General features: G+C 60.6%; 19 protein-coding genes. 8 read left to right on the forward strand and 11 right to left on the reverse strand.

All coding sequences use genetic code 11. From position 1 onward, the window contains the following. The 5 genes from G6L97_RS19235 to G6L97_RS19255 all read left to right on the forward strand — a co-directional run bounded on the left by G6L97_RS19235 (window position 1) and on the right by G6L97_RS19255 (window position 4,987). The gene (locus tag G6L97_RS19235) at window positions 1-903 is read left to right on the forward strand and encodes an iron-siderophore ABC transporter substrate-binding protein (RefSeq protein ID WP_004431662.1); all 903 of its coding nucleotides are present in this window, start codon (window positions 1-3) and stop codon (window positions 901-903) included. Then, window positions 900-2,864, forward strand: a complete 1,965-nt coding sequence (gene fhuB, locus G6L97_RS19240; RefSeq protein WP_174003590.1) for a Fe(3+)-hydroxamate ABC transporter permease FhuB — start codon at window positions 900-902, stop codon at window positions 2,862-2,864. The genes G6L97_RS19235 and fhuB overlap by 4 nt, the downstream gene beginning before the upstream one ends. 34 nt (window positions 2,865-2,898) lie before the next feature. Beyond that, the gene (locus G6L97_RS19245) at window positions 2,899-3,708 is read left to right on the forward strand and encodes an ATP-binding cassette domain-containing protein (RefSeq protein ID WP_019566560.1); all 810 of its coding nucleotides are present in this window, start codon (window positions 2,899-2,901) and stop codon (window positions 3,706-3,708) included. Window positions 3,709-3,956: 248 nt separating this feature from the next. Beyond that, entirely contained in the window at window positions 3,957-4,484 is a 528-nt protein-coding gene (locus tag G6L97_RS19250) for a DUF992 domain-containing protein (RefSeq protein WP_004431668.1), read from the forward strand. 92 nt (window positions 4,485-4,576) lie between these two features. Then, window positions 4,577-4,987 carry a c-type cytochrome gene (locus tag G6L97_RS19255; protein WP_174003632.1) on the forward strand — a complete coding sequence of 137 codons (411 nt, stop codon included), beginning with the start codon at window positions 4,577-4,579 and terminating at the stop codon, window positions 4,985-4,987. A 3-nt stretch (window positions 4,988-4,990) separates the two neighbouring features. On the opposite strand, the gene recX is transcribed toward G6L97_RS19255, so the two are convergent. The 6 genes from recX to G6L97_RS19285 all read right to left on the reverse strand — a co-directional run bounded on the left by recX (window position 4,991) and on the right by G6L97_RS19285 (window position 11,073). Next, window positions 4,991-5,581, reverse strand: coding sequence for a recombination regulator RecX (gene recX, locus G6L97_RS19260; RefSeq protein WP_013762039.1), 591 nt, complete (start codon window positions 5,579-5,581; stop codon window positions 4,991-4,993). A gap of 72 nt (window positions 5,582-5,653) precedes the next feature. Continuing rightward, entirely contained in the window at window positions 5,654-6,574 is a 921-nt protein-coding gene (locus G6L97_RS19265) for an SMP-30/gluconolactonase/LRE family protein (RefSeq protein WP_174003593.1), read from the reverse strand. Window positions 6,575-6,609: 35 nt separating this feature from the next. Next, entirely contained in the window at window positions 6,610-7,557 is a 948-nt protein-coding gene (locus G6L97_RS19270; protein WP_004431681.1) for an ABC transporter permease, read from the reverse strand. Continuing rightward, window positions 7,554-8,495 (reverse strand): ABC transporter permease, encoded by a 942-nt coding sequence (locus G6L97_RS19275; protein WP_004431684.1) that lies wholly within the window; start codon window positions 8,493-8,495, stop codon window positions 7,554-7,556. Before G6L97_RS19275 ends, G6L97_RS19270 begins: the two co-directional genes overlap by 4 nt. Beyond that, window positions 8,492-9,955 (reverse strand): ATP-binding cassette domain-containing protein, encoded by a 1,464-nt coding sequence (locus G6L97_RS19280; RefSeq protein ID WP_113048411.1) that lies wholly within the window; start codon window positions 9,953-9,955, stop codon window positions 8,492-8,494. Before G6L97_RS19280 ends, G6L97_RS19275 begins: the two co-directional genes overlap by 4 nt. A 101-nt stretch (window positions 9,956-10,056) precedes the next feature. Continuing rightward, the gene (locus G6L97_RS19285) at window positions 10,057-11,073 is read right to left on the reverse strand and encodes an ABC transporter substrate-binding protein (protein WP_004431691.1); all 1,017 of its coding nucleotides are present in this window, start codon (window positions 11,071-11,073) and stop codon (window positions 10,057-10,059) included. 295 nt (window positions 11,074-11,368) lie between these two features. Between G6L97_RS19285 and G6L97_RS19290 the strand changes: the two genes are divergently transcribed. Both G6L97_RS19290 and G6L97_RS19295 read left to right on the forward strand, forming a co-directional pair. Further along, complete coding sequence (locus G6L97_RS19290; RefSeq protein ID WP_019566558.1) at window positions 11,369-12,604, forward strand: GAF domain-containing sensor histidine kinase; 1,236 nt, start codon at window positions 11,369-11,371, stop codon at window positions 12,602-12,604. Between the two features lies 1 nt (window position 12,605). Beyond that, on the forward strand, window positions 12,606-13,328 hold the full coding sequence (locus G6L97_RS19295) for a response regulator transcription factor (RefSeq protein ID WP_004431697.1): 723 nt from the start codon (window positions 12,606-12,608) through the stop codon (window positions 13,326-13,328). A gap of 3 nt (window positions 13,329-13,331) precedes the next feature. Here the strand turns inward: G6L97_RS19295 and G6L97_RS19300 are convergent, their stop codons facing one another. Continuing rightward, window positions 13,332-14,348, reverse strand: a complete 1,017-nt coding sequence (locus G6L97_RS19300) for a DNA topoisomerase IB (RefSeq protein WP_060641902.1) — start codon at window positions 14,346-14,348, stop codon at window positions 13,332-13,334. Between the two features lie 86 nt (window positions 14,349-14,434). After that, entirely contained in the window at window positions 14,435-15,664 is a 1,230-nt protein-coding gene (locus G6L97_RS19305) for a PQQ-dependent sugar dehydrogenase (protein WP_174003596.1), read from the reverse strand. 188 nt (window positions 15,665-15,852) lie between these two features. Here G6L97_RS19305 and G6L97_RS19310 point away from each other — a divergent pair, with 188 nt between their 5' ends. Continuing rightward, the gene (locus tag G6L97_RS19310; RefSeq protein ID WP_004431706.1) at window positions 15,853-16,038 is read left to right on the forward strand and encodes a hypothetical protein; all 186 of its coding nucleotides are present in this window, start codon (window positions 15,853-15,855) and stop codon (window positions 16,036-16,038) included. Here the strand turns inward: G6L97_RS19310 and G6L97_RS19315 are convergent, their stop codons facing one another. Genes G6L97_RS19315 through G6L97_RS19325 form a run of 3 tightly spaced genes read right to left on the reverse strand, consistent with a single transcriptional unit; the run spans window position 16,039 to window position 17,985 of the window. Continuing rightward, window positions 16,039-16,665, reverse strand: a complete 627-nt coding sequence (locus G6L97_RS19315; protein ID WP_013762047.1) for a class I SAM-dependent methyltransferase — start codon at window positions 16,663-16,665, stop codon at window positions 16,039-16,041. 8 nt (window positions 16,666-16,673) lie between these two features. Beyond that, window positions 16,674-17,342, reverse strand: coding sequence for a pseudouridine synthase (locus tag G6L97_RS19320; RefSeq protein ID WP_004431711.1), 669 nt, complete (start codon window positions 17,340-17,342; stop codon window positions 16,674-16,676). Between the two features lie 55 nt (window positions 17,343-17,397). Continuing rightward, window positions 17,398-17,985, reverse strand: a complete 588-nt coding sequence (locus tag G6L97_RS19325) for an IMPACT family protein (RefSeq protein WP_019566553.1) — start codon at window positions 17,983-17,985, stop codon at window positions 17,398-17,400. Window positions 17,986-18,028 lie beyond the last annotated feature (43 nt).

The following is an 18,028-nucleotide window of genomic DNA, read 5'->3' on the forward strand; positions in this document are numbered from 1 at the left end:
ATGACGCGTAAGGATCGATGGATTTCCCCCCTCTGGGGGCGGCGGGAATTTTTAAGCCTGCTCGCCGCCTCGGCTCTTGCGGGCAAGGCGCGGGCAGCAGTGACGCCGCGCATCGCCGCCATCGACTGGGCCATGCTGGAAACATCTGTGGCGCTCGGCGTCATGCCGGTGGCGGCGACCGAACTCATCCAGTTCCGGTCCGGCGCGGTCGAGCCTGATATCCCTGAAACCGTCGCCGATCTCGGCCTGCGCGGCGCTCCGAATTTCGAGCTTCTGCAGCTCACCCGGTCGGAGCTCATTCTGATTTCGCCTTTCTACACACGTTATACCGGCAGGCTGGAAGCGATCGCCCCCGTCTTTTCACTGCCCTTTTACGTGAAGGGTGAGCCGCCTTTCGAAAAGGCGCTGGCGGCGGTCACCGCGCTTGGTGAAAAGCTCGGGCGGGCCGAAGAGGCGCGCAAGGTTCTGGGTGAAACGGAAGCGGCACTGCACGCCATGCGGGCCCGTCTTGCCGGGTTTTCCGCACGGCCGACCTATGTCATCAACATAGGCGACGCCCGGCATTTTCGTGCCTTTGGTGCGGATAGCATGTTCGGGGATGTTCTTGGCCGTCTGGGGCTGACCAATGCCTGGGTGGATCGGTCGCAATTCACCTTCGCGGCCCCGGTGCCGCTTGAAAACCTCGCCGCCTCATCCGATGCGCGCATCGTCATCGTCTCCGATATTCCGGTGGAGGCGCGGGAAACTCTGCGCAACAGTGCCATCTGGCGTGCGCTTCCGGCCGTGCGGGAAAACCGGGTGGTCACCCTCGGTAATGTCAGCCCCTATGGCGGTATCACCGCAGCCATGCGTTTTGCGCGGCTTTTGACCGAGGCTCTGGCAACCCACGGAGAGGCATTGTGACGGCACGGCCTCTCCAGCTTTTCTTCGGCCTCGTCTTTCTTCTGGCCTGCGGGCTTTCCCTGCATGCCGGATTGCTGCGGTTACCCCTCGGCGCTTGGCCCGGCCTGCCGTTCGATGCTGCGTCCATGTCGATGGATCAGGTCATTTTCGCCTTCAGCCTGATGCCGCGTGTGGCGGTTGCCATTCTGGCGGGGGCGATGCTGGGATTGTCGGGTGCGCTTTTCCAGAAATTGCTGCGCAATCCGATTGCCGACCCCTCCACCCTTGGCATCTCTGCCGGCGCCCAGCTGGCAATCGTCATCGCGACTCTTTTCTTCCCCTCGGTGCTGGATGGCAACCGCGCATGGGTGGCGCTCGCCGGCGGTACTGCTGCGGCCTCCGTGGTGTTTCTTCTCGGCTGGCGGCGGTCCTTCGAGCCCGTCACCATGGTGGTGTCCGGACTGCTGGTCGGCATCACCGCCGCTTCCGTTGCCGCCGCGCTGACGCTTGCACGAGGCGAATATCTGATGTCGCTTGTGGTCTGGAATGGCGGTTCGCTCAGCCAGCAGGACTGGTCGAATGCGTTTGTGCTTGCCGCCCAACTTCTCGCTGGTCTCGTTCTCACCGGGCTGCTGATAAGGCCATTGACGGTTCTGGGTCTCGGCGATTCCAGTGCGCGATCGCTCGGCGTATCGCTCTTTTCGATCAGGCTGGCGGTGGCTGCCGTCGCCGTGATGCTGGCGGCATTCGTCGCCGCCGCCGTCGGTCTCGTCAGTTTTATCGGACTTGCAGCACCTGCGCTTACCCGTGCGCTGGGTGTGCGACGTGCATCCTCCGTGCTGTTCGTTTCACCACTTCTGGGCGGTCTGCTGCTCTGGTTCTGCGACGGTCTCGTGCAGCTTCTGGCGAGTACGACAGCGGAAGTGTTTCCGACGGGTGCGGTCACGGCTCTCATCGGCGGGCCTTTGCTGCTTTGGCTGCTGCCGAAAATCCCGCCTACGAATATCCATCGCAATGAGGGCGGCGATCTCGCGATCAGACGCAGGCTTGCCTCCCTGCTGCCGGTGCTTGTCATCATGGCCGGGCTGGTTTTTGCAGCCCTCGCCATCGGCAAGGGGCCGGAGGGCTGGGCGGTGCTGAAAGCTGGCGACCTGCAAAGCCTTCTGCCCTTTCGTTGGCCGCGGTTGATGGCGGCTTGTGCTGCCGGTGGTTTATTGGCGATGGCGGGCGCGCTTCTGCAGCGGCTGACCGGAAATCCCATGGCAAGCCCGGAGGTGATCGGCGTCAGCGGTGGCGCGGGTCTTGGTTTTGCCGCCGCCATCACGCTCTTTCCGGCCGCCGGGCTGTTCGAACTATTTTGCGGCGCCGGCCTCGGCTCGGCAGCCGTCATGATGCTTGTTCTGTTCTTTTCGGTGCGCCGGCATCTGGCGCCTGAAAAAATACTGCTCGCCGGCATTGCCATCAGTTCGCTCTGCTCGGCGGTACTTTCGGCACTGCTTGCCATTGGTGATCAGCGGGCCTGGCAAATTCTCTCCTGGCTCAGCGGCTCGGGTTCGACGGCGACATCAGCTTCGGCGATCTTTCTTGCGGTGCTTTCCGTCGTGCTCCTGGCCGCTGCCCTGTCGGTGACGCGCTGGCTGGTGATCCTGCCGCTTGGCCGGGATGTGCCGCTCTCACTAGGTCTGCCGCTCGCTACGGCGCGTATTGCAGTCATCGCCGTGGCCGGCATTGCCACCGGTGCGGCCTCACTGCTGGTCGGTCCGCTGAGCTTCGTCGGGTTGATGGCACCGCACATTGCGCTTCGGGCCGGTTTCACCACACCGCGCGACCACCTGTTTGCATCGTTCCTGTTCGGTGCGGTGCTGATGGCGCTTTCTGATCTCGGGGCAAGAACCGTGACCTTTCCTTACGAGTTGCCGCTTGGGCTTTTTGCGGCTCTGGCCGGTGCGCCCTATCTGATCTGGCTTTCAGGCAGGCGATGATGATTTTTCTGAACGATTTACGGAGATGAGAACAATGGGTCAGGCCGCACCTGCCGTGGATTACGACGATATCCCGCTTTTCTCTCTGGAAGCGGTAACGATGGAGGTTCCGGGGAGGACATTGCTGCATCCGCTGACTGCAAGCTTTGCGACCGGCAAGACCATCGGTCTTATCGGCCATAACGGTTCGGGAAAATCGACGCTGCTCAAGATACTCGCGCGCATGCAGGAGCCGACGGCGGGCAAGGTGTCGTTCGAGGGGCAGCCGCTAGGGAGCTGGGGCAACCGCGAATTTGCGCGAAAGCTCGCCTATCTTCCGCAATATACGCCTGCTGCCTCCGGCATGCTGGCCAAGGAACTGGTGGCGCTTGGCCGTTACCCCTGGCACGGCGCGCTCGGCCAATTCACCAAGGCGGATCAGGAGAGGGTGGACGAGGCTATCGAGCTGACCGACACCGTGGCCTTCAGGGACCGGCTGGTGGACACGCTTTCCGGCGGGGAGCGCCAGCGCGTGTGGCTGGCCATGCTGGTTGCCCAGAACGCCGAAAGCCTGCTTCTCGACGAACCCATATCGGCGCTCGACATGGCACACCAGCTCGAGGTTCTCTCGCTGGTGCAAAGACTGTCGCGGGAAAAGGGTCTCGGCGTCATCGTGGTGCTGCACGATGTCAACATGGCGGCGCGGTTCTGCGATGAGATCGTCGCACTGCATTCCGGTAGGCTTATCGCAAGGGGAACGCCGAAAGAAATCATGACGCCGGAAACGCTGGAGCGTATCTATGGCGTCCGTATGGATGTCATGACCCATGCTGCGACCGGCTTTCCCGTAGCACTGCCGCTTTGACATCGTTGCAGCAAAACAACGCCCTGAAGTACTCGCCTTTAACAGGAATTCGACAGGCGTTTCCCGCCCTAACAATGTCTTAATGGCATCCTACCGCCAGTAGACATTGTTAACCGTTTTGCTTTCCTTGCACCCAATTCAGTTGTTTTGGATCGATTTCGGGGAACAAACGTTAACAGTGCGGAATTCAATATCCGGAGAGGGCAAGAAGGGCTGCTGCGGGTAGGAATAAAACAGGAGAAAATCAGATGAAAAAGGCTGTTGCCGTAACTTTTGCCGCATTGACGATGGGTCTCGGTGGAACCGTGTCCGCACTCGCTGCCGACCTTGCAAGATATGAGCCGGCTCCGCAGGAGCAGGACGAACGCAATGGCGTCAAGATCGGTTACCTCACCTGCGATATCGGCGGTGGCGTCGGTTACGTAATCGGCTCGGCCAAGGAACTGGATTGCACCTTCCAGTCCACCATGGGCGCGCGTCGCACCGATCATTACACCGGCGCCATCCGCAAGATGGGCGTTGACCTTGGCTTCACCACGCAGGGCCGTCTGGTCTGGGCCGTTTTCGCCCCGACAGCGGGTTACCACCGTGGTTCGCTCGGTGGCCTTTATCAGGGCGCCACGGCTGAAGTAACCGTTGGCCTCGGCGTTGGCACCAACATCCTCGTTGGCGGCACCTCGGGCTCCATCCAGCTTCAGACGGTCAGCGTGACGGGTCAGGTTGGCCTCAACCTCGCCGCAACCGGTACATCCGTGACGCTCACTGCGATGAACTGATCATCGACGTACTGCCCGGCTTATAACGCCGGGCATTCTGTCGCATGTCAAAAAACGCCCTCTTCGTTGTCAGACGGAGAGGGCGTTGTATTATGCGGGGCATGATGATCTCGGCATTCAGAACGCTTCCGGCTTCAATGGCTTTTTTCCTCTGCATTGCTGCGCCGGCATTGGCCGAAGGCGATGCGGTGCACGGGGAAAAAGTTTTCAGCCGCTGTTCCACCTGCCACACCATCGATGCGCCGCGCACCCGCATGGGACCGCATCTGATGGGCGTGGTGGGCAGGCCGATAGCCTCCGTAGCTGATTACGGCCATTATTCGCAGGCGCTGAAGGATGCCGGTGCCGCGGGTCGGGTGTGGACGGAGGAGGAGCTGCAAAGTTTTATCTCGAGCCCAAAAAAGGCGATCCCTGGAACCTCGATGCGCTTTTTCGGGCTGTGGAGCGAAACGGATATTGCCGATCTGATCGCCTATCTGAAAACGCATCCGATGCCGCAATAACCCTTAAAGCGGTGCTTCCGAAACGATCTCTTCTGCCTCTTCCACCGTCATCGCCATCACCTTCGCGCCGATTTCGAAGCCGAAGCCGTTGCGGGCGAATGCGGAAAATTCCTTCGACTTGCGTTTTTCATCAAGCTCGACACGGCGAAAGGGGCCGAAGGCGCGCTTGCGCGCAAAGATGACGGCCGCCACCAGATCGTTGGTTTCCTGCAGTGCGACTGCGGCCGTTTCCCGATCAATGCCCTTGATCTGAAGTTTTTGCGCAAGCCCGCGCTTCGACTTGCCGCTGCGCTGGCCACTTCGCACGGCAATTTCTGCATAAGCCGTATCGTCGAGCGCCTTTATGCCATAGGCGAAGGTCACGGCGAATTCGCCAAGCGCCTTTATCTGAGCGGGGCTGATATCCTCGAATTTTTCCCGCGCCTTGCGGGTGATCGCATCGCGCAGCTGCTTTTCCGTCATCATGCGCTGTTCCAGCCGGTAGAGAGCGGAATTGCGCGCCCATGACAGCATGCGGCTGGTGGGTTCGATGGCCTGCGTTTCGCCATCCAGTGCCATGTCGTCGGTCAGGAAGGGGCTGGAATCATCGTTCATCCCGCTTTTATAGCGCAGCGAAGCCGTCTTGCCAGTTCCCGTCTGCTACACGCCCTCTGGTTTTTCAGCGTCTCACGGCGTCTGCGCGCCGGTTGCGGCGACGTAGACCGAATAGAGCGATTTCGTTGCGGTGATGAACAGGCGGTTTTTCTTCGGGCCGCCGAAGGTGAGGTTTGCGACGGTCTGCGGCACCTTGATCTTGCCAAGCAGCGTACCGTCAGGCGAGAAGCAGTGGACGCCATCGCCGGCACTGGTCCAGAGATTGCCCGCTGTATCCAGACGGAATCCATCAGGCAAGCCATTGTCGAGATTGCAGAATTCCCGGCCGTTTGTGAGCTTCACGCCGTCCACGACATCGAAAACGCGGATATGGCGTGGGCGGGATACATCATGGCTGTAGGAACTGTCTGCGACATAGAGCTTGGTTTCATCAGGCGAGAAAGCAAGGCCGTTCGGCTGCACGAAGTCATCGATGGCGATCTTGATTTCACCGGTTGCGGGATCGAGCCGGTAAACATTGCGCGTCTTCTGTTCGGGTTCCGCCTTGTAGCCCTCATAATCGGAAAGAATGCCGTAAGTGGGGTCGGTGAACCAGACGCTGCCATCGGATTTCACCACCACGTCATTAGGCGAGTTCAGCCGCTTGCCGCCGTAGCTGTCGGCAAGAACGGTGATCGAGCCGTCGACTTCGGTTCGGGTGACGCGACGGCCGCCATGTTCGCAGGAAACCAGCCGTCCCTGCCGGTCGCGCGTATTGCCATTGGTGAAGTTGGAGGGTTGGCGGAATACCGAAATCCCGCCATCCGGCACCCAGCGCAACATGCGCTCATTGGGAATGTCGCTGAACACCAGGCAGCTCAGATCGGAAAACCACACCGGGCCTTCCGCCCAGCGGCAGCCGGAATAAAGCTCTTCCAGTTCCGCATTGCCGACAATCAGAAGGCGGAAGCGTTCATCGTGAATTTCGTAAGGGGAGGCGTTGTCTGTGGTCATGAGCGTGGTCCGCTTGAGGGCTTTTCGTTCGGGGTTCAGCGTGTGGCCTTGGGGCCGCTTGCCAGAAGAATGACGGAAATGATGATGAGGCCGGTGAGGATGAGGCGGATGCCCGCGCCGAAACCATAGGTGTTCAGCATCGAGACCACCAGGAACATGAACAGCGAAGCGCCCCAGATACCGGGTACGTTGGAATCGCCGCCCGCAACCGCCGTGCCGCCGATCACCACCACGGCGATGGACATCAGCAGATATTCCGATCCCATGTTGAGTGCTGCGCCGCCGGAGAAGCTGGCGAGTAGATAACCCGCGATCGCCGCCAGTACCGCGCAGAGCACATAGGTGACGAAGCGTGCTCCATCCACCGGAATGCCGGTCATGCGGGCGGCGAAAGTGCTCTGGCCGATGGCGGAAATCCAGCGTCCGTAAAAGGTGCGGTCGAGCAGCAGCCAGGCGATGACCGAGAGGACAAGGGCGACGAGGGCAACATTCGGAATGCCGAGAGAGCTCGACGTGGCAAAGGTGGCCAGTGTTTCCGGCGGCTTGATCCGCAGGCCGCGGTTGGACCAGATGGCGATGGACTGCACGATGAAGCTCATCGAAAGCGTCGCGATGATCGGTGGGATGCGCAGAAGCTTGATCAACGTATAGTTGCCGATGCCGATGGCGATGCCGATCAGGATGGCGATCAGCAATCCCGGCAGGATGAGACCATCGGACACATCCATGAATTTGAGCGCCAGCGTGCCTGATAGCGTCATCGTGGCGGGAACGCAGAGGTCGATATTACCCGGCCCGAGCGTGATGACGAACATCTGGCCGATACCGACGATCACGGAAAAGGCCGCGAAGGTCAGGGCTGCGTGCGACAGGCCGAAGGAGCTGGCGCCGCCGGTGAACATGACGGTAACGATCCAGACTGCAGCCGTTGCGGCGAACGACCATATCCATGGTTTTTTCGAGAGAGACGAAAGCCCGTTCATTGGTTTTTCTCCCGCTTTTCGAGACGGTTGAGCAGGATGCGGAGCGCCAGCACGATGATGAGGATCGCCCCTTGCGCGCCGATCTGCCAGTCCGGCGAAATGCGCATGAAGGACAGGAACGAGCCGGCAAGGGTGAGCGTCAGCGCGCCGATGACAGCACCGATGGGCGAGACCCGACCGCCGACGAATTCGCCGCCGCCCAGAATAACGCCGGCAATCGACAGCAGCGTGTAGCGAAGCGCGATATTGGCATCTGCCGATGTCGTCAGCCCGACGAGCGCTATGCCCGACAACACCGCGAAGAAACCGGCCAGCGCGAAGGTGGCAGCACGTATGCCGATGACCGACCAGCCGGAGCGCTCGACGGAGCGGAAGTTACCGCCGACGCCGCGCATCAGCACGCCGAAGGAGGAGCGCATGACGATGTAGTGGGCAACGACCGCAATCACGATGCTGGCAACGATGGCAATTGGCACGAGCGGCGGTTTTGCCGTCATCAGCGCCCGGATGAAGGCTGGCGCCTGGCCGCCGGGTGAGGGGAGGATGAGGACGGCAAGGCCGCCCCAGACAAAGCTCATGCCAAGCGTGACGACGATTGAGGGCAGGGCGCGGATGTGGATGATGGCGCCCAGCATCGCATAAACCGCAATCGCACCGGCGAAGATCGCGATACCGAGCAGTGGCGTCGTTTGCAGGAAGGTGGCGGTGACGCAGGCGCAGAAACTGACGAAGGTACCCATCGACAGATCGAGATCGTTGACGGACATGATCAGCATCTGCGCAATGGTGGCAAGTGCAATCGGCACCGCCAGATTGAACAGCAAGTTGAGTCCGTTATAGCTCATGGCGCGCGGCTGCATGTAAAAGACGGCGGCGAGCAGGAAGGCGAGCGAGGCGGCGGGAATGATGAGACGAAGGGCACTGGCGGAGAGTTTCATGCGTGGTCCTCTCCGGAAAAGGAAGCGGCCAGCACATTCTGTTCGGTGATGTCCTCTCCCACCAGCTCCGCCTGAATGGCGCCGTCGCGGAAAACATAGACCCGGTCGCAAAGGCGGATTTCATCCATCTCGGTGGAGTACCAGATGAAGGTGCGGCCGTGGGAGGCTTCGGTTCTCAAGATATCGTAGACCTCCTGTTTGGTGCCGATATCGACGCCGCGCATCGGGTCGTCCATCAGCACGGTGCTGGCCGTGGTGGCGAGCGCACGGGCGAAAAGCACCTTCTGCTGGTTGCCGCCGGAGAGCGAAAGGATTTTGTTGCCCATGTCGGGCGTGCGAATTTCGATGCGCTTTTTCCACTGCGCGCCAAGCTCGGTTTCCTTGCCCCTGTCCACCATGCCGGCGGATGAAATATCCCGCAGCGAGGCGATGGAAAGGTTTTTGAGGATGCTCCACAGCGGGAAGGTGCCGTTCAGACTGCGATCACCCGCCACAAAGGCGATGTCGGTCTTGCGCGCAGGCAGCCAGCTGCTGTTGCGGGCAAGGTATAGATCGAGCAGCGCTTCGGTCTGGCCGTGGCCGCCGAGACCGGCAAGGCCGATGATCTCACCGCGGAAAGCCTCGAAGGCGAGGCCTTCGCCCCGGCGCGCCGGCATCGAAAGCACCTTCTCTCCCGCCTTGCGGTTTTCGCCCTTTTGCCTGTCCTGTTCCTTGACGACGCTGCCCATGGCTTCCACCAGCGTGCGCGTCGTGAACTCGCCCGCTGCCCGATCAGCGACCACTCGGCCGTCCTTCATCACCACGATGCGGGTTGCTGTCGACAGAATCTCGCCGAGAATATGCGAGATCAGCAGCACGGAGCCGCCGGTGCGCACGAAACTGCGAACATAATCCATCAATTGTTCCGCAAGACCGGCATCGAGCGAGGAAGTCGGTTCATCGAGGATCACCAGTCTCGGCGCATCCGGGGTTCGACAGAAATTGATGGCGATTTCTACCATCTGCCGCTCGGCGATGGAGAGTTCCGCGATCGTCAATTCGCAATCGATACCGTGGCCGGGAAAAATCTCGTCCAGCGTATGCTGGATCATGGTGAGCGCACGTCCGCGCCAGTTCCGCCCGTTCATCGCGGCATGCATGATGCGGACGTTTTCGCTGATCGTCAGGTTCGGGCAGAGCGACAATTCCTGAAACACGCAGCGAACGCCGCTGGCGCGTGCTGCCGCGATGCCTTGACGGCCTTGTTCGCCGCGATAGGAAATGGACCCCTCATGCGGCGTCAGCCCGCCATTGATGACGTTGACGATGGTGGATTTTCCCGCACCGTTATGGCCGACGAGCCCCAGGCATTCGCCCGAACGGATGACGAGATCGGCCCCATCAAGCGCTCTTACCGCGCCGAACACGACCTTCACGCCGCGCGCGGCAACGACTTCTTCCGCCTCGATGATGTCATTCATGAGCATTCACGCCAGTGATCTGAAACTTGGATAATATAGGTAGCAGTTGCGGCGCCCGTTCAGGGAGCGCCGCAATCGCTTCCGTCCGGAAATTGTCCGGCCTATTTGGCGGAGGCGATGGCCTTCTGGGCGTCTTCCTGTGAATATTCCACATTCGCGACGCCGCCCTTCTGGGTGTTCTTGAGGTTTTCCTCAAGATTGCCCTGATCGATGCGCAGGAAAGGTACGGTCAAATCCTTTTTGACATCCTTGCCGTCGAGGATTTGCTGCGCCACCCAGAAAGCGAGCGTGGAAACGCCGGGGGCGATGGAGACCGACATGGTCTCGTAGCCGCTGGCATCCTTCTGCTGCTTCCACCATTGCAACTCGTCTTCGCGGTTGCCCATGACGATGGTGGGTGTCGGGCGCTTGGCGGCGGCGAAAGCCTGTGCCGCGCCGTAACCGTCGCCGCCCTGCGTCACGACTGCCGCAACTTCGGGAAGGCTAGGCAGAATTCCGGCGACGGCGCGCTGTGCGACGTCCTGCGCCCAGTCGCCATTGACCGAACCGACAATCTTGAACTGCGGGTTCTTGGCGACGGCGTCGACGATGCCGGCATGGATTTCATCGTCCACCGAAACGCCCGCGAGGCCGCGGATTTCGAGCAGGTTGCCACCCTTCGGCATCGCCTTGGCGAGATAGTCGATCTGGCTTGCGCCCATGGCCTTGAAGTCTACGGCGATGCGCCAGGCGCAAGGCTCGGTGACGATGCCATCGAACGAGACGACGGTAATGCCGGCGTCGCAGGCTTCCTTCACGGCACCGTTAAGAGCGGTGGGCGAGGCGGCGTTGATGACGATGGCGTCGTAACCCTGAAGAATGAGGTTCTGGATCTGCGCCGCCTGTTCGGTCGCCTGATTTTCGGCTGTCGTGAAGGCGTCAGCGGCAGCGACCTGCTTGTCTGCAACCGCCTGCTTGGTGATCTTGTCCCAGCTCGTCAGCATTGCCTGACGCCAGGAATTGCCCGCGTAATTGTTCGAAAGCGCGATTTTTTTAGCCGAGGTGTCGGCGTGAGCGGTGATCGGCAAAGCTGCGCATGCGACAGCGGCCGATGCCAGAAGCATCTTTCTGAAAGCCATTGATTTTCCTCCCTGGTGGCTTGCCCTTTTTGAGCTCGGAACCCGCTTTCCCGCAAATCTCCTCGGCGGCAGGCGGAATTCCTTTGCACTGGAGCTCCTTTCCCCAGTAAAAGCGAGAATGACCAAGAAGGTTTGGCTTGTACAGGCGGATAACGGCAATCTTCCTGCGGGTTTCCGCAGAAAGGATGCGGGAACCCGCAGGACGAAACGCCACCGCCGGGCGCAGAATAGCCGAAACGGGGCAGGTCGCGCCGCCACAAGTTGACAAGGCAGGCGCTTGGGAGGGTGTCCGCACATGCTGGATACGCCGAAAAGCGCTCTTTTCCATCACTACATGGGCATTTCGCGGCTGCTCGCCGGGCAGCTCGAATTCAACGCCATCATTCAGGCGGTCGCCACCGAAATCACCCATATCATTCCTCACGTCCACATGGATGTCTGCATCAAGCAGCTGGATGACAAATTTCACATCGCCTATGAAAGCGGTCTGGCAAGCGCCTGGAGCCGCCAGCCGCCCGCCCTTCTGTCCGGCAGTCCGATCCGTTCCGTGCTCTCGGGCGAGGTGGAATATCTTTTGAGCGGTGATGCCTGCGCCGATCCGCGCTTCCATTTCGAAGGTGCATTTTCCAGCCCGATCATCGAGCTTGATCTGCATAGCCGCCTGCACGTGCCGATGAAGGTGCATGGCGACATTATCGGCGCGCTCAGTTGCTCCTCGCACCAGTCGGATGCCTATACGATGGAGGATGTCGCCAATGCCCGCGCGGTTGCGGATTTGCTGGCGCCCTATTTTTACGCCATCCGCGCCGCCGAACAGGCCAAACGGTCTGCGATCGAGGAGGCGCGCGCCAATGCCCGCGAGGAGGGGTTGCGGCTGGGTGCCCTGCAATTGACCGAAGCGCTGGAGGCCGAGCGACAGCGGATCGGCATGGATTTGCACGACCAGACGCTGGCGGACCTGACGCGGCTTGCACGGCGCATCGAGCGGATGAGCCACGCACCGGACGTGTCGGGCGAGATGCTGGAACCGGTGGTGCGCAGCCTGCAGCACTGCATGCAGGATCTGCGCGAGATCATTGAGGAGGCGAAACCCTCCATCCTGCAATTGTTCGGCGTCGTGCAGGCCATCGAGACCTATGTGGATCGCTCCGTGCGCGACAGCGGCTCTTCTATCGACTGGTCGGTTACGGACGAGACGGACGGGCTTGTGGAAACACTCGACAAGACCGTTGCCATCTCGCTGTTCCGCATCGTGCAGGAGGCGGTCAACAATGCCATCCGTCACGCGCAGCCGGAAACGATTGCGGTGACACTGTCGTTGACGGATGGCGGGCTGCGGGTGACCGTGAGCGATGACGGTAGCGGCCGTGGCGAGGGGGCTGTCTCTGGTGGACTAGGCATCGGCAACATGAAGACGCGGGCACGGCTGATTTCAGCCAGATTCGATATTGGTGGCAATGGCAAAGACGCTGGAACCCGCATTACCGTGACGTTGCCTGAAGGCGCTTTCGACCGGCGGGAGGAAATATGACATGGATGTGCTGATCGTTGAGGACGATGCGCTACACCGCGCCTATCTGAACGAGGCGGTGAGAGCCGCCCTGCCGGAATGCGACAAGGTGCTGGAGGCGGCAAACGGCAGAACCGGCGAAAAGCTGGCGCGGGAAAACCGCGCCGCCCATATCGTCATGGATTTGCAGATGAACGAGCGCAACGGCATAGAGGCGGCGCGCACCATCTGGAAGGAGCGGCCGGACACCCGCATCCTGTTCTGGTCCAACTATTCCGACGAGGCCTATGTGCGCGGCGTTTCCCGCATCGTGCCCGAAGGTGCTGCCTATGGCTACGTGCTGAAATCAGCATCCGACGATCGGTTGCGGCTGGCGTTGCGCAGCATCTTCATCGAGGCGCAATGCGTGATCGACAGGGAAGTGCGCGGCCTACAGGAAAAAAGCCTCGGCAAGGCGCATGGCTTCACCGATTCCGAATATGAAATCCTTGTTGATGTTGCGCTGGGCCTGACGGACAAGGCGATTGCTCGCCGCCGTAACCTTTCGTTGCGCAGCGTGCAGAACCGGCTGCAAAGCCTCTACGAAAAGCTGAACGTCCATCAGGCGGCCGGTGATGACGAGGCGGAAGGTCGTTATAATCTTCGAACCCGCGCCGTCACCGTCGCTTTCCTGCGCAAGCTGTTGAATTACAGCGCGCTCGAAAGGGCCGAGCGGGAACTGGGCGAATGGGCGACTGGCCGCTGATTATCACGGCAGGAAGGCAAGCAGACGTCTTTCATCGGCCCTGAGGCCCGAGACCGGCTTTGCGCCCACCTTCAGAATACGGCCAAGCTTCTTCTGCGCCTTCTCCTCCGTCGCTATATCGAGAACGGCAGGATGTACGTAGCTCTTGCGGCAAATGGCGGGTGTGTTGGACAGTTCCGTCGCCGCTGCCTGACACATACCCTTGATGCTGGGTTTTTCACCCGCAGCCACATGTTCCATCGCATGACAGAAGGCCGCAAGCGTTCCGCCCCAGGTACGGAAAGTCTTGGCAGAAATGCCTTGTCCGCCGACGCGGGAAAGATAGGCGTTGAGATCGCTTGAATCGACGGAGTGAACCCGGTTTTCACTGTCCTGCCAGACAAACAGCTCCTTGCCGGGCAGATCGGCGATTTCCTCGAGGATTTTTTGAAGGCGCGGGTGGCGCAATTGCCGCTTCACCTTCTGCCCGCCCTTGGCTGCAAAGCGCAATTCGATTGTCTCGCCGAAGGACACGTGGCGCTTGAGCAATGTGGTTGCGCCATAGGTACCGTTGGTTTCAAGATAAGAACGGTTGCCGACGCGCAGATAGGCGGCATCGAGAAGCAGCGTCAGGGCCGCCAGTGTCATGTCCTGACCGTGATCCTGTTTTGCAATGTCAGCCATCGCGCGTCGCCGGATGGCGGGCAGCGCCTTGCCGAAGCTTTTCAGCTGAAAGAACTTCGTCTCACCGCGCAATGCGTGCCAGTCGGGATGGTAACGATATTGCTTTCGCCCGCGCGCATCGAAGCCCGTTGCCTGCAAATGCCCGGATGGGTCGATGCATATCCAGACATCTTTGTAGGCAGGCGGGACGCCGAGCGATTTGATGCGCTTCAACTCCACGTTATCGGACAGAAGTTCGCCGCCCGGCAACCGGTAACAGAAACCGCGCCCGCGCCTTTCTCGGGCTATGCCCGGCTCCTGATCGTTGACATAGGCGAGTCCGATTTTGGCAAGAAGGCGGGTGGGCGGTTGTGGCATCGTTTTTTCCGGCAGGTTTAAGGTTGCAGGAAACGAGAAACAGGCCGCCTTCGTTCCGGCGGCCTGCTGTTCCGGTCATGACTTTCTCAGCCGGCCTTGGCGATCCGCAAAATTTGCGAGTTGCCGCCGCCGCGCTCTTCGGTCACGGCATAGACGGCCCCATCCGGACCCACTTTCACATCACGAATGCGCGCTTCCAGCGGCAATCGGCTTTCCGTCGCAACCTTGTCGCCGTCAATGTGCAGGATGACGAGGCCCTGGCTCACCAAACCGCCTACGATGAAGGCTCCCTTCCACTCGGAAATCTGGTCGGCGTCGTAAAAGGCCATGCCGGACGGGCCGATGACGGGGTCCCAATAATAAACCGGCTGTTCCATGCCTTCCTTGGCGGTGGCACCTTCGCCAACGGACCGACCGCTATATTCGACACCGTAGGTGATGACCGGCCAGCCATAATTGAGGCCCGCCTTCGGCAGGTTCATCTCATCGCCGCCTTTCGGGCCATGTTCCACTGTCCAGAGCCTGCCCTGCCCATCCAGTGCTGCCGACTGGAGGTTACGGTGGCCATAGCTCCATATCTCGGGGAGGGCGTTCTGCTGGCCGGCGAAGGGGTTGCCCTCGAAGGCCTTGCCTTCGGCATCAATGCGGAAGACCTTGCCAAGCCCGCTCGACAGGTCCTGCGCCTGCACACGCGGCGTTGCGTCTGAACGTTCACCGACGGTGACGTAGAGCTCGTTGTTCTGGCCGAAGACCAGGCGGGAGCCGAAATGCTTATCACCATCATAGGTCGGCATCTGGCGGAAGATCACCGAGACGTCTTCCAGTTTTGCTGCTCCACCCTCTTCGGTCAACTTGGCCGATGCGACGGAGGTGCCGTTGCCGCCATCCCGTGGCTCGGAAAAAGAGAAGAAGATTTTACGGGAGGTTTCGAAATCGGGAGCCAGCGCGATGTCGAGCAGACCGCCCTGTCCGTCGGACGCCACCTCCGGCACGCCCGCGATGGCAGGGCTGGCTTTCCCGTCTGCGACGATGTGCATTGCGCCTTCCTTGGCCGCTACGATCATGCGGCCATCGGGCAGGAATTCCATCGACCAGATATGCGGTAGGCCCTCGGCAATGACGGTTTTTTCGACATCCGGCTGAGTGGCGGCTTGCGGCGCACGGGTCTGACCCTCGAAAGCCGGTTTCTGATCCGGCGCATTGGGCCGTTTCGTCTCGACTGCCGGGGCGGTCTGTGCGTGGGCGCCGCCGGCAAGTGGTACGGCCAGCAGCGCGAATAGCATCGTCGAACTCAGAAATCGGTTGTTGCGGAACATGGGTCTCCCTTCCTTTGTCTGCATCGGGCAGAGAACCATTTGGGGAGGAATTCGTTTCTTGCGATAGTTTCAAGAAAACTTGATGAGGCCGTGTACGGGCGGCATCCTCTTTTTTCATCCATGTAAACTTACAGGGAACCGCAAGCCCACGCCTACGTTTTCCCCCTGGTTACACGGAGGGCGCCGCCATGCAGATCATCGACAACAAGAACATAGACGGGAACAGAGCCAAGCCAATTCTCAATGTTGCGGAGTTTTGCCGCCGTTACCGGCTGGACAAGGCCGAGGAGACACGGTTGAGAAGGCTGTTCGGAGAATTCGCATCCCGGCACGAGCTTTTAATGAACGCTCAGCGCAAGCCGAATTTCCGCTGATCATTCCTCCGGATCGAGAGATTTTCCGAAAATCATGAAAACATCATATCGGGTGTTCTTTCCCGTTATCTGGTGCGAAGGCTTGCGAATGCCGGGCATAGGTTCGGCGCGCAGAGGCCATTTTAGAACCACCCGCTTCGTCGCATGTTCAAGCGCAGCCTCCATAAGCTCTACCTGATCGGGATCGGATCCCACCAGTTCCCGCAGCACCCGCATCTCCTTTTTCACCAGCGCCGTGTTGTGGCGCGGCGGATGCATTGGGTCAACGATCACCACCTCCGGTGAAAGTTCTTTCAGCAGAAGCCGGGAATCGCCCTGCAGCAGCGTCATGCGGGAGGCAGCCTCGGCATAGGCTCCACCCGCCTCCAATGCGCGGCGAATGCCGTCAGCAAGGTGGGCGTGCATACCGGGTGAACGCTCTATCAGCGTAACTTCGGCTCCGAGTGACGCCAACAGAAAGGCATCGCGCCCGAGCCCTGCCGTAGCATCGACGATTTTTGGCGTGCGGCCTTTGGTGAAGCCCGCGGCCTTCGGCAGAGCCTGTCCGCGCCCCTCGCCGGAGCGGAAACGGTGACCGACCGCACCGCCAACAAAATCCACCACGAAGCTTTCGTCTTGTTCTTTCATCGCAGGCCTCAGAAGGGGCAGGGCACGGTATAGGTGACGTCGCGGCCATCCGGGTGACGAAAGCCCACCGCCTCGGCATGCAGCATAAGACGCGGCGCGGCGGCGAGCGCTTCACCTTCTGCATAAAATTCATCGCCAAGGATAGGGTGGCCGAGAGCCTTCATATGCACCCGCAATTGATGGGTGCGGCCGGTGAGAGGGGCAAGTGCGAGCCTCGTGGCGGGAAGCGGCAATCTTTCCAGCACGCGCCAAAGGCTTTGCGCCGGCTTGCCATGGTCGTGGTCCACCCGGTGGCGGGGCTTGTTCTCGGGGTCGATCGCAAGTGGCAGGTCCACCTTGCCCTCTTCACCCTCGACTTCACCCCAGACGACGGCAACATAGGATTTGCGGGTCTGGCGGTTCTCGAACTGGGCGGCGACGGTCGCGTGCGCCTTGCGGTTCAGGGACATCAACACGATGCCTGATGTATCCTTGTCCAGCCGGTTGATCATCAGTGCTTTTGGAAACTGTTTCTGCACGCGCGTCAAAAGACTGTCGGAGAGCGCGGGATCGCGTCCCGGCACCGAAAGAAGTCCGCTCGGCTTGTCCAGCACCAGTAGATCGTCATCCCGGTGCACGATAGTGAGCCACGGTTCGAGCGGCGGATTATAGACGGGGTTGGAAAGCTCAGATGACATTGCGCTTCCTTAGCACAAATCGGGCATGGGGCCAGATGCCCACCGCGCAATATGATTAGTCCGGAATATGAAGATTGACGCGGCCACTGGTCAGATCGCTGATGAGCCGTGTCAGACGCTCGGCTTCCTCTACGGGAACCGAAAGCTGCATATCCGCGCCGGTGCCGGTGAAGTCCTCCTTTTCCACTCGCAGGTTTTGCGTGGCGGCGAGGCGCGATTTTACCAGGGCCAGATCGGAGAACGGGCAGCTCAAGGTCGCGCTGACATAGGCGATGACCGGTGACGTCTCGCCAAGCCGAAGGCAGGCCGCCGCCGTGCCGCCATAGGCGCGCATGAGGCCGCCGCTGCCGAGCAGAATGCCGCCGAACCAGCGGATGACGAGGACCGCGACATTGTCCAGGGCCTGACCGTCGATAGCCTGAAGGATTGGCTTTCCCGCCGTGCCGGAAGGCTCGCCGTCGTCACTGAAACGATAGGTCTGGCCGGTTCGCCATGCCCAGCAATTGTGGTTTGCGTCGAAGTCAGAATGCGCCGCAAGGAAGCTTTTCGCATCCTCCTCGCCAGTGACAGGTGCTGCAAAGGCAATGAAGCGGCTTTTCTTGATATCCTGCGAAAAGGTGACGGGTCGGTCGAGCGTGAACATGCGCGCTTCAATATCGCATATATTCGCGCGCGGAAATCGGTAT

Origin of the sequence: Agrobacterium tumefaciens (assembly GCF_013318015.2) — a bacterium.
Taxonomy (GTDB): domain Bacteria; phylum Pseudomonadota; class Alphaproteobacteria; order Rhizobiales; family Rhizobiaceae; genus Agrobacterium; species Agrobacterium tumefaciens.